A 15,855-nucleotide genomic window follows, 5' to 3' on the forward strand; every position below is an offset into this window, starting at 1 on the left:
GGATTGGCCGTTTGTTGTGGCCTAATCGCAACCTTTAATTGTTATTAATTTGCGCCAAAATTTGATCTAATTGGTTGGCAAACGCTTGTTTGTCTGCCGCACTTAAACTTGCTGGCCCACCTGTTTGTACCCCGCTTGCGCGTAAGGTATCCATAAAGTCACGCATATTTAGACGAGCACCAATATTGGCTTTAGTATAACGCTCACCTCTTGGGTTTAATGCAATGGCATTAAGGGCAATAATTTCGGCCGCTAAAGGAATGTCTTGCGTGATCACTAAATCACCTGGGTTTACGCGTTTAACAATTTCGTTATCGGCAACATCAAAACCATTTTGTACTTGGACAAAGCGAATATATTTTGATGGTGGTGTACGCAAAGAGTGATTGGCCACTAAAGTCGTCAGGGTTTGAGTGCGATCAGCGGCTCTAAAAATAATCTCTTTTATGGGGTTTGGGCAGGCATCAGCATCTACCCATATTTGCATTGCCATCTTAGATGTCCACCGGCTGTTCTATTTGTAAAATGGCATCACTAATATCGTCCATTTTCGCTGATAATATGGCTTGTGCATCATAGAGCCCTTGGTTGTAAAACACACTGCCCATTTCACTGGCGATAAAGTCTAATAAAAACTCGCCATCAAATTGACCAAGTTCTTGGTGTAGCTCGTCTTCAAAATAGCGTTGTAATTTACCAACCAAAGCCTGTTTTTGCTCTGAGTTTAGCGTTATTGAACTCATGTTTATCCTAAATGTTAATTTTACTGTTGGGGGCGGGGTTTTTTATGCTGTAAAAACCAATTGTATAAATCATCACCTGCATATACCCGTTTCCAGGCATCGTGGCCCATATCTTGATGAATGGTAAATTGTACCTGTTGGTGACCTAAAGCTTCCAGTTTATTGATTCCTGCAAAGAAGTGTTTAGCCAATATAACCCGGTCACGACCTCCTGCAAACGCCCAAACCGGTAACTGAGCTTTGGCTATCGGGGCCATTAATGTTGGGTGTCCCCAGCCCACAACAGGGGCAATGGCTGCGAACATTTCAGGGTGTTTACTGGCCATATACCAAGTACCAAAACCACCATAGCTTAATCCAGATAAGTAAACCCGCGTTTGGTCGGTGTGATAATGTTGCGCAACATCCTTTAACATCTGCAATAAGTCATTTTCGATTTGTTCCCATCCCATTGGGAGAAGAGGTTTGATATTGCTCATATCTTTTATAGCGAGCTCTTGCGCCATCGGCTCCGAAGTAACAAAGTCCGGCTCTCTCGTAGGGATACTTTGGGGTAATCGTTGTGGGATGCTCGTAATATCTCGATTTTTTAAATAGTCAGCATATTTATCCATCCCAAACATCGGCAGTTGAGGTGCAATAATAATGAAATCGAGAGGTTTTTTTTGTATCCAAGCCTCGTACAGTGGTCCGTGTTTTAACACGTAGCCCAGTTCACTTTTGCCATTTCCGCGCTCACCATTGCCGTGTAAAAACAACAGTACAGGCCATTTCTTGTTAGGGTTTTTATCATATCCCCTTGGTAAATAAACAAAATAGTCACGTTCGCTATTGTCTAATGAACTCAAAAAACTGTGACGCACCAATTGATCATCTAAAGGGCGGCTGAAGTCGGCTGCAACGTTGGCACCCGCTGATCTCGGCGCAAAGGCGGAGTGAGAAGGGTCACTGTGAGTTGTTTGAGCACAAGAAAAGAGAGTAAAAGAGCTTATCGCGATAAGTAATGATTTTATTGTCATAAGTCAGGCCAATTACACAAACGTTGACCCATTAAAACGAAATTTGTCGTTCACTACAAGCCTAAAACACATGCTTTAGCTTGATAATCCCGATACCTTGTTACCTTTAACTTTTGTCGCTGGGTTTGTTGCTTAGCCACAAAGTTTGGTAGGGCGCTAGGGTAATTTGTTCATCTAAGTTGGTATATAAAGTCTCGCTAATAAGATCAACCCACTGATCTAATGAAATTAAATTAAGCTCATTCAGGTTGAGTGTTTGAGGCTCATCACTGACATTATTTATCGCGAAAAGGCTTTGTTTGCGATCTGGACTTTGGCGCCAAAAGGCAAAAATGGCGGTGCCTAAATGTAAGGTGTATTGGGTGGCATTTGGATGCAGTGCCGATTGTTGTTTACGAATATTAATCAGGCGAGACAATTCTTTAAACACCAAATGGTGATGTGAGTGACTGTTTTCAAGCTCGGTTATAAGCGCATCATATGCCCATTTATGGCGGTTAATACTCCTATTTTGTCCGGTATTTACAACGCGCTCGAAATCGTTTGGTGTTGCTAATAAACTGTGAATATAAAACGCGGGAATGCCTTCAATGGCGAGCATAATTGCATGCGCACAAATAAATCGTTGAAATTGCAGGTTGTCGAGGCCTTTGGTGGTACCACTTAAGGCATCGTATAAGCTGATGTTAATTTCATAAGCTTGGTTTTTACCGCCTTTTACGGCTCGCCAAGATACCTTGCCGCCAAAATTTAGCATGGTATTGATCATTTCGTCGGTTTCATCGTCGCTTAAAATACCTTCTACAGGACGTAAACCAATACCATCATGAGAGGCAATAAAATTAAAGTAAGTGGTGCCATTTTGCGCCGGTGGCTGGGTCATTAACCAGGTTTTTAAATGCTTACAATTACCGGTAACTAACGTTTGAATAAGCAGGGGAGGCAATGAAAAATTATAAATTGCATGGGCTTCGTTGGCATTGCCAAAGTACATTAAGTTTTGTCGGTTAGGGATATTCGTTTCGGTAATAATAATCGCTGAAGGGTGTTTTTTTTCGACTAGTAAGCGTAGCAGTTTCACTATTTCATGGGTTTGAACCAAATTAATGCAGGGGCTGTTGGCCTCTTTCCATAAAAACGCGATGGCATCAAAGCGAAATACGTTGATCCCTTTGTTGAGGTAAAAGCGAATGATTGAGACAAACTCTTTTAGGACTTCAGGGTTGCGAAAATCAAAGTCGACCTGATCATGACTAAAGGTACACCAAACGTACTTTTTACCATCCAGGGTATCAACCTCTTTGAGTAATTCGTGCGTACGAGGTCGAACGACCATGCTGGTATCTTGCTCAGGGCTCGCTTCAAAAAAGAAGTTTTTGCCAGGTTCTTTACCCTGTTTGAAGTTTTCAAACCAACCACTTCGAGCCGAACAATGGTTTATCACCACATCGGCCATAATGTTATATTGCGTTGCTAGCTGTTCAATATGATGCCAGTCGCCCATCGCTTGGTTGACCTGATAATAATCAATGACCGAAAAGCCATCATCAGAGCTGTAAGGATAAAAGGGTAATAAATGAATGCTTGAAATGGTATTTTTGACATGAGTTTGCATAAACTCAGACAACGTTGCTAAAGGGTACTGATTGTCGTGTTGAATACTGTCGGCATAAGTAATTAAAAAAATATCCGATTGATCCCAATGATTGGTATGAGAAATGGTAGCATGGCCACCATCTTCAACCCCCATAATACTGGCCATTTGTTTTGCTAGTACAAGGTTGTTAGGGCGTTCTGGGTAAATAATATCTAAATGCGAAACTAAGCGCGTTAAGAGATCGCTTAGTTTTGAATTTGGGCTATCAATGGAACGGCTTTTAATCATATATACCTCAACAAAGAGAGTGAATGAGTGCGGTTAGGTAAGCCTAGCGGGTGCTGTCGTTAACGCCTTTGCTTAGAGCGTCTTTTAACGTTTACGCTGATTTTGTATTCATGATCTTTTGGCTAAATTCAGCGTTGTCTTGTTCAACTGCGAGTTTTAGACGGTCAAAAATATCGGGCTTGGCATTAATAACGCGGTTCCAGCTTGGAATAAATGGCGTTTCCATAGGATCTTCTAAAAATTTCTGACCGGCTTTAATGATATTCTCGGCAAATAACTCCACCGCCTTTTCTTCTTTGTGAACATCTAAATCGAGACCGTTAATGATGGCGTCATTTTTGTAGGTTTCGATAAAATCCAATGCGATTCGATAATAGGTGGCTTTAATCGTACGAAAACGGCCAGCGTTAAATACAGTGCCTTGAATCGCGAGCTTACGAAATAGCGCTTTGGCGATGTCTATCGACATTTTTGATAAACCACCATTTTCATCTTCAGCCGACAAATCTTGATGCTTGTGATCGTAAATATCGGCAATGTCGACCTGACATAAACGATTGGTGGCGTAATTGCGTTTCATTTCGGCCAGAACACCAATTTCTAAACCCCAGTCACTTGGGATCCGTAAATCGTTTAAGACATCAATTCTAAATGAAAATTCACCCGCCAGCGGATAACGGTAACTGTCTAAATAATCTAAATACTCTGTATCATCGACTTGCTTTTTAAGGGCTCTAATTAACGGCGTCACCAACAAACGGCTGACCCGACCATTTAAGGTTCCGTTAGCGGTGCGGGCGTAGTAGCCTTTACAAAATTCATAATTAAATTTAGGGTTAGCGACAGGGTAAATTAAGCGAGCTAAAAGATTGCGATCATAGGTTAAAATATCGCAATCATGTAGGGCGATTGATTCAACCTGATTGCAGGCCAGCATATAACCAAAGCAATACCAAACATTACGTCCTTTGCCCATTTGTTCCGGTGCTAAGCCAAGTTCTTTTAACTCTTTATCAATGGCTTTTAGGCGCGGGCCGTCATTCCAAAGAACCCTATGATGTTGCGGTAATTGCGCAAAAAATTCTAATGCATGACGATATTCTGTTTCATCCGCCTTATCTAAACCAATTACGATTTGAGATAGGTAAGGGACCTCCTTTAATTCGTTAACAATATTGGGCAAGGCCTTAGTTTGTAATTCAGAATAAAGGCTCGGTAAAACCAGTCCCATTGGTCGCTTTTTAGAAAATTCGGATAGCTCCGCCTCTACGTCTTCTACAGGGCGGCGAGATAAATTATGTAACGTGGTAATAATGCCATTTTGATAAAAATCGCCCATGGAGATCTCCTTAATTTTGACTATAAAGTCGTTTGATTTGCTTGCGGTTGCAAAATAGATAATATGGTTTCGTTCCAGCCACTAGGTCCTATGCCCTTGGAGCGGATAAGGTTTTTATGCGTATCGATAATTGGATCTTTATGAGTAGGTGATTGAATAACCACAGCAATATCGGCACATTCAAGCATTGCTCTATCGTTACCACTATCACCTAAGGCTATTAATTTATGCTTAGCGCCTGAATCCTTCGACGCCTGCTCGTACAAAGATTTTAAAAACAGTAAGGGTTTGGCTTTATTACTCTGGCCTTGCACATGTAAATAACGCCCCCCTTCTAAGCCGTATAAGCCAAAGAGCTGTAAATGCTTTTTAAATGCTTCCATTTTTACCTGACTATCTTGCCACTTTAGTGGCTCTGAAAACTGTCTTTCTTTGGCCATTGCCGCTTGCTCCATTGACAAACCACAGTCATTGGCCAGATCGCGCATAGACAGACCAGCAAAGCCGGTAAACTGATAATTATGACCGGCTTTTAACGTGGTTAATCGCGATAAGATTTCACTGCGATTTAAACCAAAATGTAATAACCAATATTGGCCAGCATCAGATTTTTCAAAGCGCTCTAATAACGCCTCTGTAAAGTAGCCTTTTGGAATATATAACGCCGAACCGTTTTCAATGATAAAAGGGTGATTATTATTGAGCTGCTTGCACAGCTTTTCAGTTTCTGCAAAGGTTTTGCTGGTATTAAAAATAATGGGTACAGATAGTTGCTGACAGTATTCAAGCGCAGGAATGGCTTTGTAAAATTTGTAAGTATGGTGATCGAGTAACGTGCCATCTAAGTCCGTCGAGATAATATATTCTTGCGCCACTGCTTGCTCCCTTAAGGTTTGATGTAAATAAAATGTTGCAATTACTATACCAACTCAAAGATTCGAATCAAGCGCACTAAAGTGGGGCTTAGTATTTTATTGCTTTATTTATTGAGCTTGAAAGGTGCGTTTTTGCGCTAAGTTGGTGCATGTGCTGAAAATTTAAATCGAACGTGAAGCAGGGGGATAGGGTAACCTTGGCTGTCGTTGCTAGGGCACAACCGTTTGAACAGACTCTAGGCGGGGCGACACTTTAAGACCAGAGGCTATGAATAAATGGATTTAAAATAAGCATGCACATAGCGCTAAATATTTGATCTCTATGGAAAAATATTAACTGAAATTGATGGCATGTTCATTCATTGGGGGGAATCTATCCCAATCCACAGTAATGAGGAATCCTAATGAATAAAATTGTCGCTATCGTTCTGATCATGCTGATAAATTGTATATGCTTTGAGTCAGCATTAGCCCAGGACAAAAATACAGCTTTGGTTCCTTTACCTTTGGTCGATGATTTCACCAAAAGTAATGATGGTTGGGCCTTCGGACTGGGTTTGGGTATAGCATTCGAATCGACCTATGAGGGCTTGGATGAATTTAGGCAGGCATAAATGCTTTTTTATCGATTTAGTGCTCTAAAAGGCGTCACTAAATTGGCTTTACAAGCGTGCCTTATAACGAGCATAACTAGTAACCCTGATCAGACCTTAGACAAACAATCCTCGTTCAATGATAAAAGCACTACTAAGTAGTGCTTTTATCTACATTCTTATTGCTAAAGTTTTAATCCCTTAAGCTTGCTGAAAGTGAATCAGCTCTTCAGCCAAGACGAAATCTAAAATGCCTAAAGCGGCTTTGCGCCCTTCATCAATGGCGGTGACCACTAAGTCAGAACCTCGCACCATATCACCACCGGCAAAAATATTTTGCTTACTGGTTTGCATAGCAAAGTTAGAATGCTCTGATGCGATTACTCGACCACGTGAGTCAACTTTCACCCCCGCATCTTGCATCCATTTAGGTGGGCTTGGCAAGAAACCAAAGGCTATCACCACAGCATCTGCAGGCATAATAAACTCACTACCTTCAATCGGTTTAGGACTACGACGGCCATTAGCATCAGGTTCACCAAGTTCGGTTCTTACGAACTTAACTCCGTTGGCAACCCCATGAGCATCCACCGAGATATCTAACGGCTGTAAATTAAACTGAAAATCAACGCCTTCTTCGGTCGCATTTTGTACTTCGCGCGGGGAGCCTGGCATGTTTTCTTTGTCGCGACGATACGCACAGGTAACCTCACTGGCACCTTGTCTAATGGCCGTACGCACACAGTCCATCGCCGTATCACCACCACCTAAAACAACCACTTTTTTATTGTTAAAGTTGGTGTAGGGTTTAGCACCTCGTTCAATGCCCATGATTTTTTGGGTATTTGCAATCAAATAATCTAAGGCGTTGTATACACCGGTTGCAGATTCATGTTCAAAACCACCGGTCATGTCGGTATAGGTGCCCAATGCTAAAAATACTGCATCGTATTGCTCGCTAATATCATGAAAAGGGATGTCCTTACCCACATTAATATTGAGTTTAAACTCTATGCCCATTTGTTCAAAAATGTGGCGACGTTTGATCACGACATCTTTTTCTAATTTAAATGCCGGAATACCAAAGGTTAGTAAGCCGCCTATTTCTGATTGCTTGTCATACACTACCGCCTTTACCCCGTTTCGGGTTAAAACATCGGCACACGCTAAACCGGCCGGACCCGCGCCAATAACGGCAACGGTTTTACCTGTAGACACGACATGCGACAAGTCGGGTTTCCAACCTTGAGCAAAAGCGGTATCGGTAATGTATTTTTCAATATTACCAATGGTCACCGCCCCAAACTCATCATTTAGGGTACACGTAGACTCACATAATCTGTCTTGTGGACAAACACGGCCGCACATTTCTGGCAGAGAATTGGTTTGATGGCATAAATCGGCGGCTTCAAATATTTTTCCTTCGGTAACCAGTTCAAGCCATTGTGGGATGTAGTTATGTACAGGGCATTTCCATTCACAGTAAGGATTACCGCAGTCTATGCAACGGTCTGCTTGACCCGCGCTTTGTTCATCGCTTAATGGTTGGTAAATTTCAACGAAATTGGTTTTGCGTTCATTAATGTCCTTTTTAGGCGGATCAATACGCTTAACGTCAACAAATTGATATACATTTTTACTCATATTAATTCCTACTGTGCCTGAACTCTTAACTCAGCTGACGAACGACTACGGTGGCCTAGTAATGTTTTTATATCGGTCGCTATGGGTTTAATTAGCCTAAAGTAACGACTAAATTGTTCAAAGTTTTCCAGAATATGTTGGGCACGTGCACTGTGTGTATGTTCAAAGTGCTGGTTGATAATGCCACGTAAATGTTCTAGATGGATGTTATGGTCGGTGACATTTATGACCTCGATAGACTGAGCATTTAGACGAATGTCTAAGTCGTTATCTTGATCAAGAATGTAAGCAAAGCCTCCGGTCATACCTGCACCGAAGTTCAACCCTACTTGTCCTAAAATCGTCACAATCCCGCCTGTCATATATTCACAGCCATGATCACCGACACCTTCAACAACGGCATGACAGCCCGAGTTTCGTACCGCAAATCGTTCACCGGCACGTCCAGCAGCATATAAATACCCACCGGTAGCACCATATAAGCACGTGTTGCCCATAATCGGGGTTAGGTGAGGCTCATAGGTTACCCCTTTAGGTGGCATGATAAAAATTGCCCCGCCAGCCATACCTTTACCTACATAATCATTGGCATCGCCGGTTAAGGTCATGTGTAAACCGCCGGCATTCCAACAACCAAATGATTGGCCAGCGGTTCCGGTTAAATGAAGGTTAATCGGATCTGAACTCATGCCTTGATTGCCGTGCAAACGCGCAATCTCTCCCGAAATCAAGGCACCAACAGAGCGGTCGGTGTTATTAATGGTAAAGTTGAACAAACCACCACACTTTTGTTCAATACTTTCCTTAACTTGCGCTAAAATCGCATGGTTTAGTCGAGCTTTGTCAAATGGGGTGTTGCTTTCAGTTTGATGCAATGCCGTATGTTTTTTCGCGACCACTGGGGCTAAAATACGGGCTAAATTTAGGTTTTGTTGTTTTGCTGTTTTACCTTCTAATGCAACCAGTAGGTCAGTACGGCCAATGGCTTGGTTCAGGCTGGTTAACCCTAAGCTGGCAAGAATTTCCCGTACCTCTTGCGCAATAAAACGAAAGTAATTCATCACTTGTTCAGGTAAGCCTTTAAAATATTCATCACGCAGTAATTGATCTTGCGTTGCTACCCCTGTGGCACAGTTATTTAAGTGGCAAATGCGTAAGAACTTACACCCTAAGGCGACCATAGGCGCGGTGCCAAAACCAAAGCTTTCAGCCCCTAAAATAGCCGCTTTAACAATGTCGACACCGGTTTTTAAGCCCCCATCAACTTGTAATCTCACCTTGTGCCGTAAGCCGTTTTCCACCAAGGCTTGATGTGCTTCGGCTAACCCGAGCTCCCAAGGGCAACCAGCATACTTGACCGATGTAAGAGGGCTAGCCCCTGTACCACCATCGTAACCAGAAATGGTAATAAAGTCGGCATAAGCTTTGGCGACACCTGAGGCGATGGTACCGACACCTGGGCCTGACACCAGTTTAACCGAGACAATACAGGTTGGATTGACCTGCTTGAGATCAAAGATCAGCTGTGCGAGATCTTCAATGGAATAAATATCATGATGTGGTGGCGGTGAAATTAAAGTGACACCAGGGACCGAGAAGCGCAGTTTTGCAATTAAAGGCGTGACCTTATCACCCGGCAATTGTCCTCCTTCACCGGGCTTTGCGCCTTGTGCTATTTTAATTTGTAATACATCGGCATTGACTAAGTAATGCGGGGTTACCCCAAAACGACCGGAAGCAACTTGCTTAATACGAGAATTACGTACTGTACCAAAGCGGCTAGCATCTTCACCCCCTTCTCCTGAATTAGAAAAACCGCCTAAACGATTCATCGCAATAGCCAGTGCTTCATGAGCTTCAGGGCTTAAGGCACCAATAGACATAGCGGCACTGTCAAAGCGCGGGTATAACAGGTTGTCATCTTCAACCTGTTCTAGGGCAATAGGTTTTACATCGGTTTTAAAGCCTATTAAATCTCGCAAAGTTGCTGGCGGGCGCTTATTTACGGCATCAGCGTATACTCGATAGCTGTTGTAATCGCCTGTTTGAACGGCTTTTTGCAGGCTCGATACGACGTCAGGGTTAAAGCAGTGGTACTCACCACCGTGGACATATTTTAATAAGCCACCATGAGCCATTTTTTGATGTGGTAACCACGCTTTACGGGCCAGATTAATTTGATCTTGTTCGATGTCTTTAAAATCGGCGCCTTCAATGCGACTCGGAATGCCTTCAAAGCACAATGACATCACAGGCGTAGCCAAACCGATAATTTCGTACAAACCTGAACAACGATAGCTGGCAATGGTTGAAATGCCCATTTTTGACATGATCTTAAACAGGCCTTTGTTAATCGCATTTCGGTAGTTTTCCACCGCGGTTCTTGCCGAAAGGCTAATTTGACCTTTTTCGGCCATGGTCTCAATGGTTTCATAAGCCATGAATGGGTAAATTGCGGTAGCGCCTAAACCCAATAACACGGCAAAATGATGGGGATCTCTAACCGTTGCGGTTTCCACGATAATGTTTGAATCACAGCGCAGGTTTTCTTTTACTAAGCGCGATTGCACCGCACCGACAGCCATGGCTGCAGGGATTGGCAGGGTGTCTTTATTGATTTTACGGTCACTTAAAATCACAATAACCGTATTATTGTCTCTGACCGACTGTACCGCTTGGTCACAGATCCGAATAATGGCCTTTTCTAAGCCTTCTTCCAACGAATAATTAAGATTTAATGTATCACAACGATAGTGCTCTTCGTCGTATTCGCGTAATTGCTTGATATCGGTATACATCAGCACTGGGGTATCAAACAGTACGCGGTCTGCGTGTCCTGTGGTTTCATTAAATACGTTGTGTTCACGGCCTATACAAGTGCCTAAGGACATGACATAACGCTCTCGTAGCGAATCAATTGGCGGGTTGGTCACCTGGGCAAATTGTTGCCGAAAATAATCGTAAAGGGTGCGAGATTGGCTCGATAAAACCGCCATTGGCGTATCATCGCCCATTGAGCCGGTGGCTTCTTGGCTGTTTTCAGCCATTGGCTTGATAACTTGTTGGATTTCTTCGTACGAATAGTTAAACAGCTTATGGTATTGATTCATTTCGGTATCGCTAAATGAACGTTTACCAATTAATTCGGCTTCTAATTTTTCAAACGGTACCAAGCGACGGATATGCTTGTCTAACCATGCTTTATAGGGGTGGCGCTCTTTTAAGGTATCATCAATATCGGCCGATGTAAGAACTTTACCGGTGTAGGTATCCACTGACAGCATCTGCCCAGGACCAACACGACCTTTCTCAATGACTTCATCTTCGCCATAATCCCAAATGCCAATCTCACTGGCAAGGGTAATAAAGCCATCTCGGGTTCGAACATAGCGGGCAGGGCGCAAACCATTTCTGTCTAGGTTACAGGCAACATGGCGACCATTGGTCATGACAATCCCTGCTGGGCCGTCCCAAGGTTCCATGTGCATTGAATTAAATTCATAAAATGCACGAATGTTGTCGTCTAGCAGAGGATTATTTTCCCAAGCTGGCGGCATTAATAAACGCATGGCGCGATATAAGTCCATGCCCCCAGCCATAAACAATTCAAGCATATTATCTAATGATGAAGAATCCGAACCACTGGCGTTTACAAATGGCGCCGCATCTTGTAAATCCGGTAATAAAGGGGTATTGAATTTGTATGAACGCGCACGACTCCATTGACGGTTGCCGCGAATGGTGTTGATTTCCCCATTATGAGCTAAATAACGAAACGGTTGGGCCAGATGCCATTGCGGTGAGGTATTGGTGGAAAAACGTTGATGAAAAACACAAATGGCTGATTGCATGCGAATATCGGCTAAATCCAGATAAAAGTTTGGTAAATCTTGTGGCATCACCAAGCCTTTGTATATCGTCACCAAACACGACAATGAGGCAACATAAAAAACCTCGTCGTCGATGCGTTTTTCAGCACGACGTCTTGCCATATATAAACGGCGCTCAATATCGATATTAGACCAACCCGCAGGGCCATTAACAAATACTTGTTCGATGGCCGGTAAATTGGCTTTGGCAATAGGACCAAGGACATGTTTATCGGTAGGCACGACGCGCCAACCCACCACGATTAACGTTTCTTTTTCTAACTCTTGTTCTAATATCGTTTTTGTGGCTTGTGCCTTAATGGGATCTTGGTTTAAAAAAACACTACCAACGGCAAACTTATTGGCTAAGTTCCATTCATTTTCTTCGGCAATGGCACGAAAAAAGCTGTCGGGTTTTTGCATAAGCAAACCACAACCGTCACCGGTTTTACCATCTGCAGCAATACCACCTCGATGCTGCATACGATCGAGAGCAGAAATAGCCGTTTTTATCAGTTTATGACTTGTTTCACCTTGTTGATGGGCGATTAGGCCAAAGCCACAATTATCCTTTTGGCTAATGGAATCATAAAGTTGCATTTTGCTCTCCTACCTGAAACATGTCTTACGGTCATTTTTTTTGCGGGTATTTTTGCTTATGAATAAAAAGAATAATAATAGATGTTAACTGAATAAATATGTCAAAAATACCCATGGGGAATCAACTAACATATCCTTATGTCGGATAAAGGTCAATCGATACTAGAGTGATTACTCTGTGTCAAAATGTATAAAAATTACAGGGGGTAGGGGTGGTTTTGGGGTAAGTTGTTGTAAGTTTACCCATTTTTATTGGGCTGTAAGTTGTGTTGAAAGGTTTTAATTTTTGTTAATTTAGTGTGAATTTTAGTTGGGTGTTTATGCCAATTTTTTTAGGGGATATATTTTTTGAGATGATTGAAACAAAAACACCGAAGTACTTGAGGCTTCGGTGTTTAAATCGCCCTAAATTTGTTTAGGCTAATTGGGTTTTTAAATATTAGGCCGTGTAACCGTTGCTTACGCCTTTGGTCGTAATAGCAACTGCATCATGAGCATGCAAAGACTCAAGGTGATTAATTTTCACCCAAAAATCTTCATAACCAGGGATCAGGTTTAATGCGTGTTGTACTCGACGAGCAGCATCTTCACAGAACATTAAATTCTGGCCATTCAAACGGGCAAATTCTTGTTCATCTTCACGTTTTACCGCAGCTTGTACTGGCGTTTGAAGAGCCGCTTCAATGGTGTCGACCACATCAGTAATTGGAAACTCAGCCACTTGCTCGTTTAATTTCACTTTCACTTCGGCAATAGAGCGTTGGCTGTGAGGCGTGGCAACAACCCCTTCTGTGGTACCAAGCCATTGATGAACGGCTTCTTTTGACACGCTTTCTTGCTCACCAAACTTTTGAGTGAACGCTTTTTGAATTAATTGGCGAGAAAGAGCTGCCGAACAAGGGCACGTTGATGAATACGCAATATCAACATTCATCTCAACGGTTAATTTACCTTGCTCTTTTTTGCCGATGATAGTGACAGGATACACTCGCCAGCCTAACTTTCCACTGATCAGAGCTTCACGACGCATCGGGTAATCAAAAGCGAACTTAACATATGCAATATCACTCAAATCTTGATGAGAGTCGATAAAGTTATTAAGTAATTTAACCAAGGTCGGGTAGGTTAAGGTATCGTTACTGGCAAGCTCATCAAGCAACAGGTACAAGCGTGACATATGTATGCCCTTTGCTTGCGGGTCATTTAAGTTTACATAGGCATCAATATGAGCAGAAACCATACGTTCAGCTTCGTCTTTGGCTGCTACCATTAGAGGCATTTCGATATTACCCATACCTACACGGTCAAGTTTCCCTTCTGTTTGGGCGGTTGTGTGATTGGCAATATCTGGCATTGATGTCGGCATCGGTGCTCCACTTACTTCTGGATAAAAATTTAAATACTTGTCTTGCCCTAGCCCAAGCAGCGAATAGACAGTGTTAATGTACTTTTTGCTGATGACAGGGAATACCATTAAGTTTTAGCAGTAAAATAGTATAAGGGCGCGTATTCTACCCAATAAGAAGGTGCAATTTTACTGTTTTTTTGAAAATTTTACTAAAATAACGAGATAAAATACTCAATCTCATCACCTAATGGTATATCTGAGCAAAATGGTCGGCTATTCTGAATGAAAAGTAAGCAAAAATCAATTTGTCTATGGTAAAAAATAGTTGTTTTTGATGTCATTTTGTTGAGTTGTTAAATGCTTGTTTCGGTATCGATATTTTGTTGTTAAATGTGCAAAGTAATGGTTGAAATCGTGGTAATAAGTCTTTTGTTCGTGCTATGTTTTATGATTGCAAAATAATGAAATGATTCTTGCTATTGAGGCATATAAGGAGCAGAAATTGGATTTTTTAAATACCGAATTAATGACACAGTATAAGGACATGCTAGGCGCTGATATGTATCAGCAAACGGTTGATTTATATGAACAGCAATCACAAAATTATTTAACCAAACTGAGTGACGCGGTTGAACAGCAAGACTATGATCATTGGAAAGACAGTTGTCATATCCTAAAATCAGCATCTGGAAACCTAGGCTTGAAAAAAGTATTTGAAAAGGTCGCTGAGCTTGAATACTCAAAACAAGACTTTGCCATCCTAGCAACTGAACTTGATGCATTAAAAGTGCTAAATAATGCGTCGATGGTCGCCTTAAAAGAGTGGTTAAATCAAGATTAATCGCTGGCAACGTCCCTTAATTTAGATAAAAAAATGGCTAACCTTAGGTTAGCCATTTTTTTTGTAGTCTTTAGCGCGTCGTTTTATTGGATTGAACCAACAAAGCGGTAGCCTTCACCGTGAATGGTGTTAATAAATTCACCGTTGGTATCATCGGTTTCAAAATGCTTACGTAAACGACGAATTGTGACATCCACAGAACGGTCGTTTTCACGAAGATCACGGCCAGTCATTTCTTGGATCAATTCTTGACGCGTAACAATTTTACCATGATTCGCCATTAAAAGGCGTAAGGCACGGTACTCACCACGTGGAATAGGGAAGGTTTTGCCTTGTGGTGATGTCATTCGACGCGAGTTTGGATCCAACTGCCAGTTATTGAAGATGATCATTTCAGTATCAGCTGTTTCAACTTCTGTTTCAGTCTTTTGGATGCGCTTTAATAAGTTACGAACACGAATCGTTAACTCACGTGGGTTAAATGGTTTGGTGATGTAATCGTCAGCACCAATTTCTAACCCTAATACTTTATCTACTTCGCTGTCACGACCTGTGATGAAGATTAAACCCGAACTGCGTTTTTCGGTTAGTTCACGCGCTAGTAATAATCCATTTTTACCCGGTAAGTTGATATCCATTAATACCAAGTCGATATCATTGTTCTTAAGCTCTTGTTCCATGCTTTCGCCGTTTGAAGCGACAAGGGTGTTGTAACCTTCTGCTTCAAACAAGTTTTTTAAACTAAGTCTTGTTACTTCTTCATCTTCTACGATTAAGATGTTTGCTGGATTTGCCATAAGTTACCTCTAGTAAAACTTTGGGGAGAACAGACGTTAGTTCACACCCAGGTGTCGTTGTTTAAACTCACACAAACACCACTCTAATTTGAATACTGCATATTTTAGAGATTGTAATAAAACTTACAATCTAAAAATTGTTGCATAAATGTAAGAATTTTGAGGGGCTAAAATGGCTGTTTTTGAGTTTAAGTTATTGTTTATATTGCTTTTAAAATTTTGATGTTGATTTTTAATTACGTTATCGAATGTAACTTTTCATCGCCATTATTGTTGCAGATCAATGAATCTAGGCATTTTAA

At 41.8% G+C, this 15,855-nt stretch carries 12 protein-coding genes; 2 read left to right on the plus strand and 10 right to left on the minus strand.

Annotated features, from left to right (window positions below):
- Positions 1 to 34: 34 nt before the first annotated feature.
- From ACAY00_RS01265 to ACAY00_RS01290, 6 genes are all read right to left on the minus strand, one after another.
- Entirely contained in the window at positions 35 to 487 is a 453-nt protein-coding gene (locus tag ACAY00_RS01265; RefSeq protein ID WP_371379486.1) for a YaiI/YqxD family protein, read from the minus strand.
- 7 nt (positions 488 to 494) lie between these two features.
- On the minus strand, positions 495 to 743 hold the full coding sequence (locus ACAY00_RS01270) for a DUF2164 domain-containing protein (RefSeq protein ID WP_371376143.1): 249 nt from the start codon (positions 741 to 743) through the stop codon (positions 495 to 497).
- A gap of 20 nt (positions 744 to 763) precedes the next feature.
- A complete protein-coding gene (locus ACAY00_RS01275; RefSeq protein ID WP_371376145.1) occupies positions 764 to 1,762 on the minus strand; it encodes an alpha/beta hydrolase-fold protein in 999 nt (332 codons plus the stop codon).
- A 106-nt stretch (positions 1,763 to 1,868) separates the two neighbouring features.
- The gene (locus tag ACAY00_RS01280; protein ID WP_371376147.1) at positions 1,869 to 3,647 is read right to left on the minus strand and encodes a sugar phosphorylase; all 1,779 of its coding nucleotides are present in this window, start codon (positions 3,645 to 3,647) and stop codon (positions 1,869 to 1,871) included.
- A gap of 91 nt (positions 3,648 to 3,738) precedes the next feature.
- Positions 3,739 to 4,986, minus strand: a complete 1,248-nt coding sequence (locus ACAY00_RS01285) for a glycosyl transferase (RefSeq protein ID WP_371376150.1) — start codon at positions 4,984 to 4,986, stop codon at positions 3,739 to 3,741.
- Between the two features lie 20 nt (positions 4,987 to 5,006).
- Positions 5,007 to 5,861: an HAD-IIB family hydrolase gene (locus ACAY00_RS01290; RefSeq protein ID WP_371376152.1), complete on the minus strand. Its 855-nt coding sequence runs from the start codon at positions 5,859 to 5,861 to the stop codon at positions 5,007 to 5,009.
- A 404-nt stretch (positions 5,862 to 6,265) separates the two neighbouring features.
- On the opposite strand from ACAY00_RS01290, the gene ACAY00_RS01295 reads away from it, so the two are divergent.
- On the plus strand, positions 6,266 to 6,475 hold the full coding sequence (locus tag ACAY00_RS01295) for a hypothetical protein (protein WP_371376155.1): 210 nt from the start codon (positions 6,266 to 6,268) through the stop codon (positions 6,473 to 6,475).
- A 180-nt stretch (positions 6,476 to 6,655) separates the two neighbouring features.
- Here the strand turns inward: ACAY00_RS01295 and ACAY00_RS01300 are convergent, their stop codons facing one another.
- The 3 genes from ACAY00_RS01300 to folE2 all read right to left on the minus strand — a co-directional run bounded on the left by ACAY00_RS01300 (position 6,656) and on the right by folE2 (position 13,933).
- Complete coding sequence (locus tag ACAY00_RS01300) at positions 6,656 to 8,098, minus strand: FAD-dependent oxidoreductase (RefSeq protein WP_371376157.1); 1,443 nt, start codon at positions 8,096 to 8,098, stop codon at positions 6,656 to 6,658.
- A gap of 8 nt (positions 8,099 to 8,106) precedes the next feature.
- Positions 8,107 to 12,567 (minus strand): glutamate synthase large subunit, encoded by a 4,461-nt coding sequence (gene gltB / locus ACAY00_RS01305; protein ID WP_371376160.1) that lies wholly within the window; start codon positions 12,565 to 12,567, stop codon positions 8,107 to 8,109.
- Between the two features lie 439 nt (positions 12,568 to 13,006).
- Positions 13,007 to 13,933: a GTP cyclohydrolase FolE2 gene (gene folE2 / locus ACAY00_RS01310; protein ID WP_371376163.1), complete on the minus strand. Its 927-nt coding sequence runs from the start codon at positions 13,931 to 13,933 to the stop codon at positions 13,007 to 13,009.
- A gap of 484 nt (positions 13,934 to 14,417) precedes the next feature.
- Here folE2 and ACAY00_RS01315 point away from each other — a divergent pair, with 484 nt between their 5' ends.
- Positions 14,418 to 14,756: an Hpt domain-containing protein gene (locus ACAY00_RS01315; RefSeq protein ID WP_371376166.1), complete on the plus strand. Its 339-nt coding sequence runs from the start codon at positions 14,418 to 14,420 to the stop codon at positions 14,754 to 14,756.
- An 83-nt stretch (positions 14,757 to 14,839) separates the two neighbouring features.
- Here ACAY00_RS01315 and arcA read toward each other — a convergent pair whose 3' ends face one another.
- The gene (gene arcA, locus ACAY00_RS01320) at positions 14,840 to 15,553 is read right to left on the minus strand and encodes a two-component system response regulator ArcA (protein ID WP_371376169.1); all 714 of its coding nucleotides are present in this window, start codon (positions 15,551 to 15,553) and stop codon (positions 14,840 to 14,842) included.
- Positions 15,554 to 15,855 lie beyond the last annotated feature (302 nt).

Origin of the sequence: Thalassotalea sp. 273M-4 (genome assembly GCF_041410465.1) — a bacterium.
Lineage (GTDB): Bacteria > Pseudomonadota > Gammaproteobacteria > Enterobacterales > Alteromonadaceae > Thalassotalea_A > Thalassotalea_A aquiviva.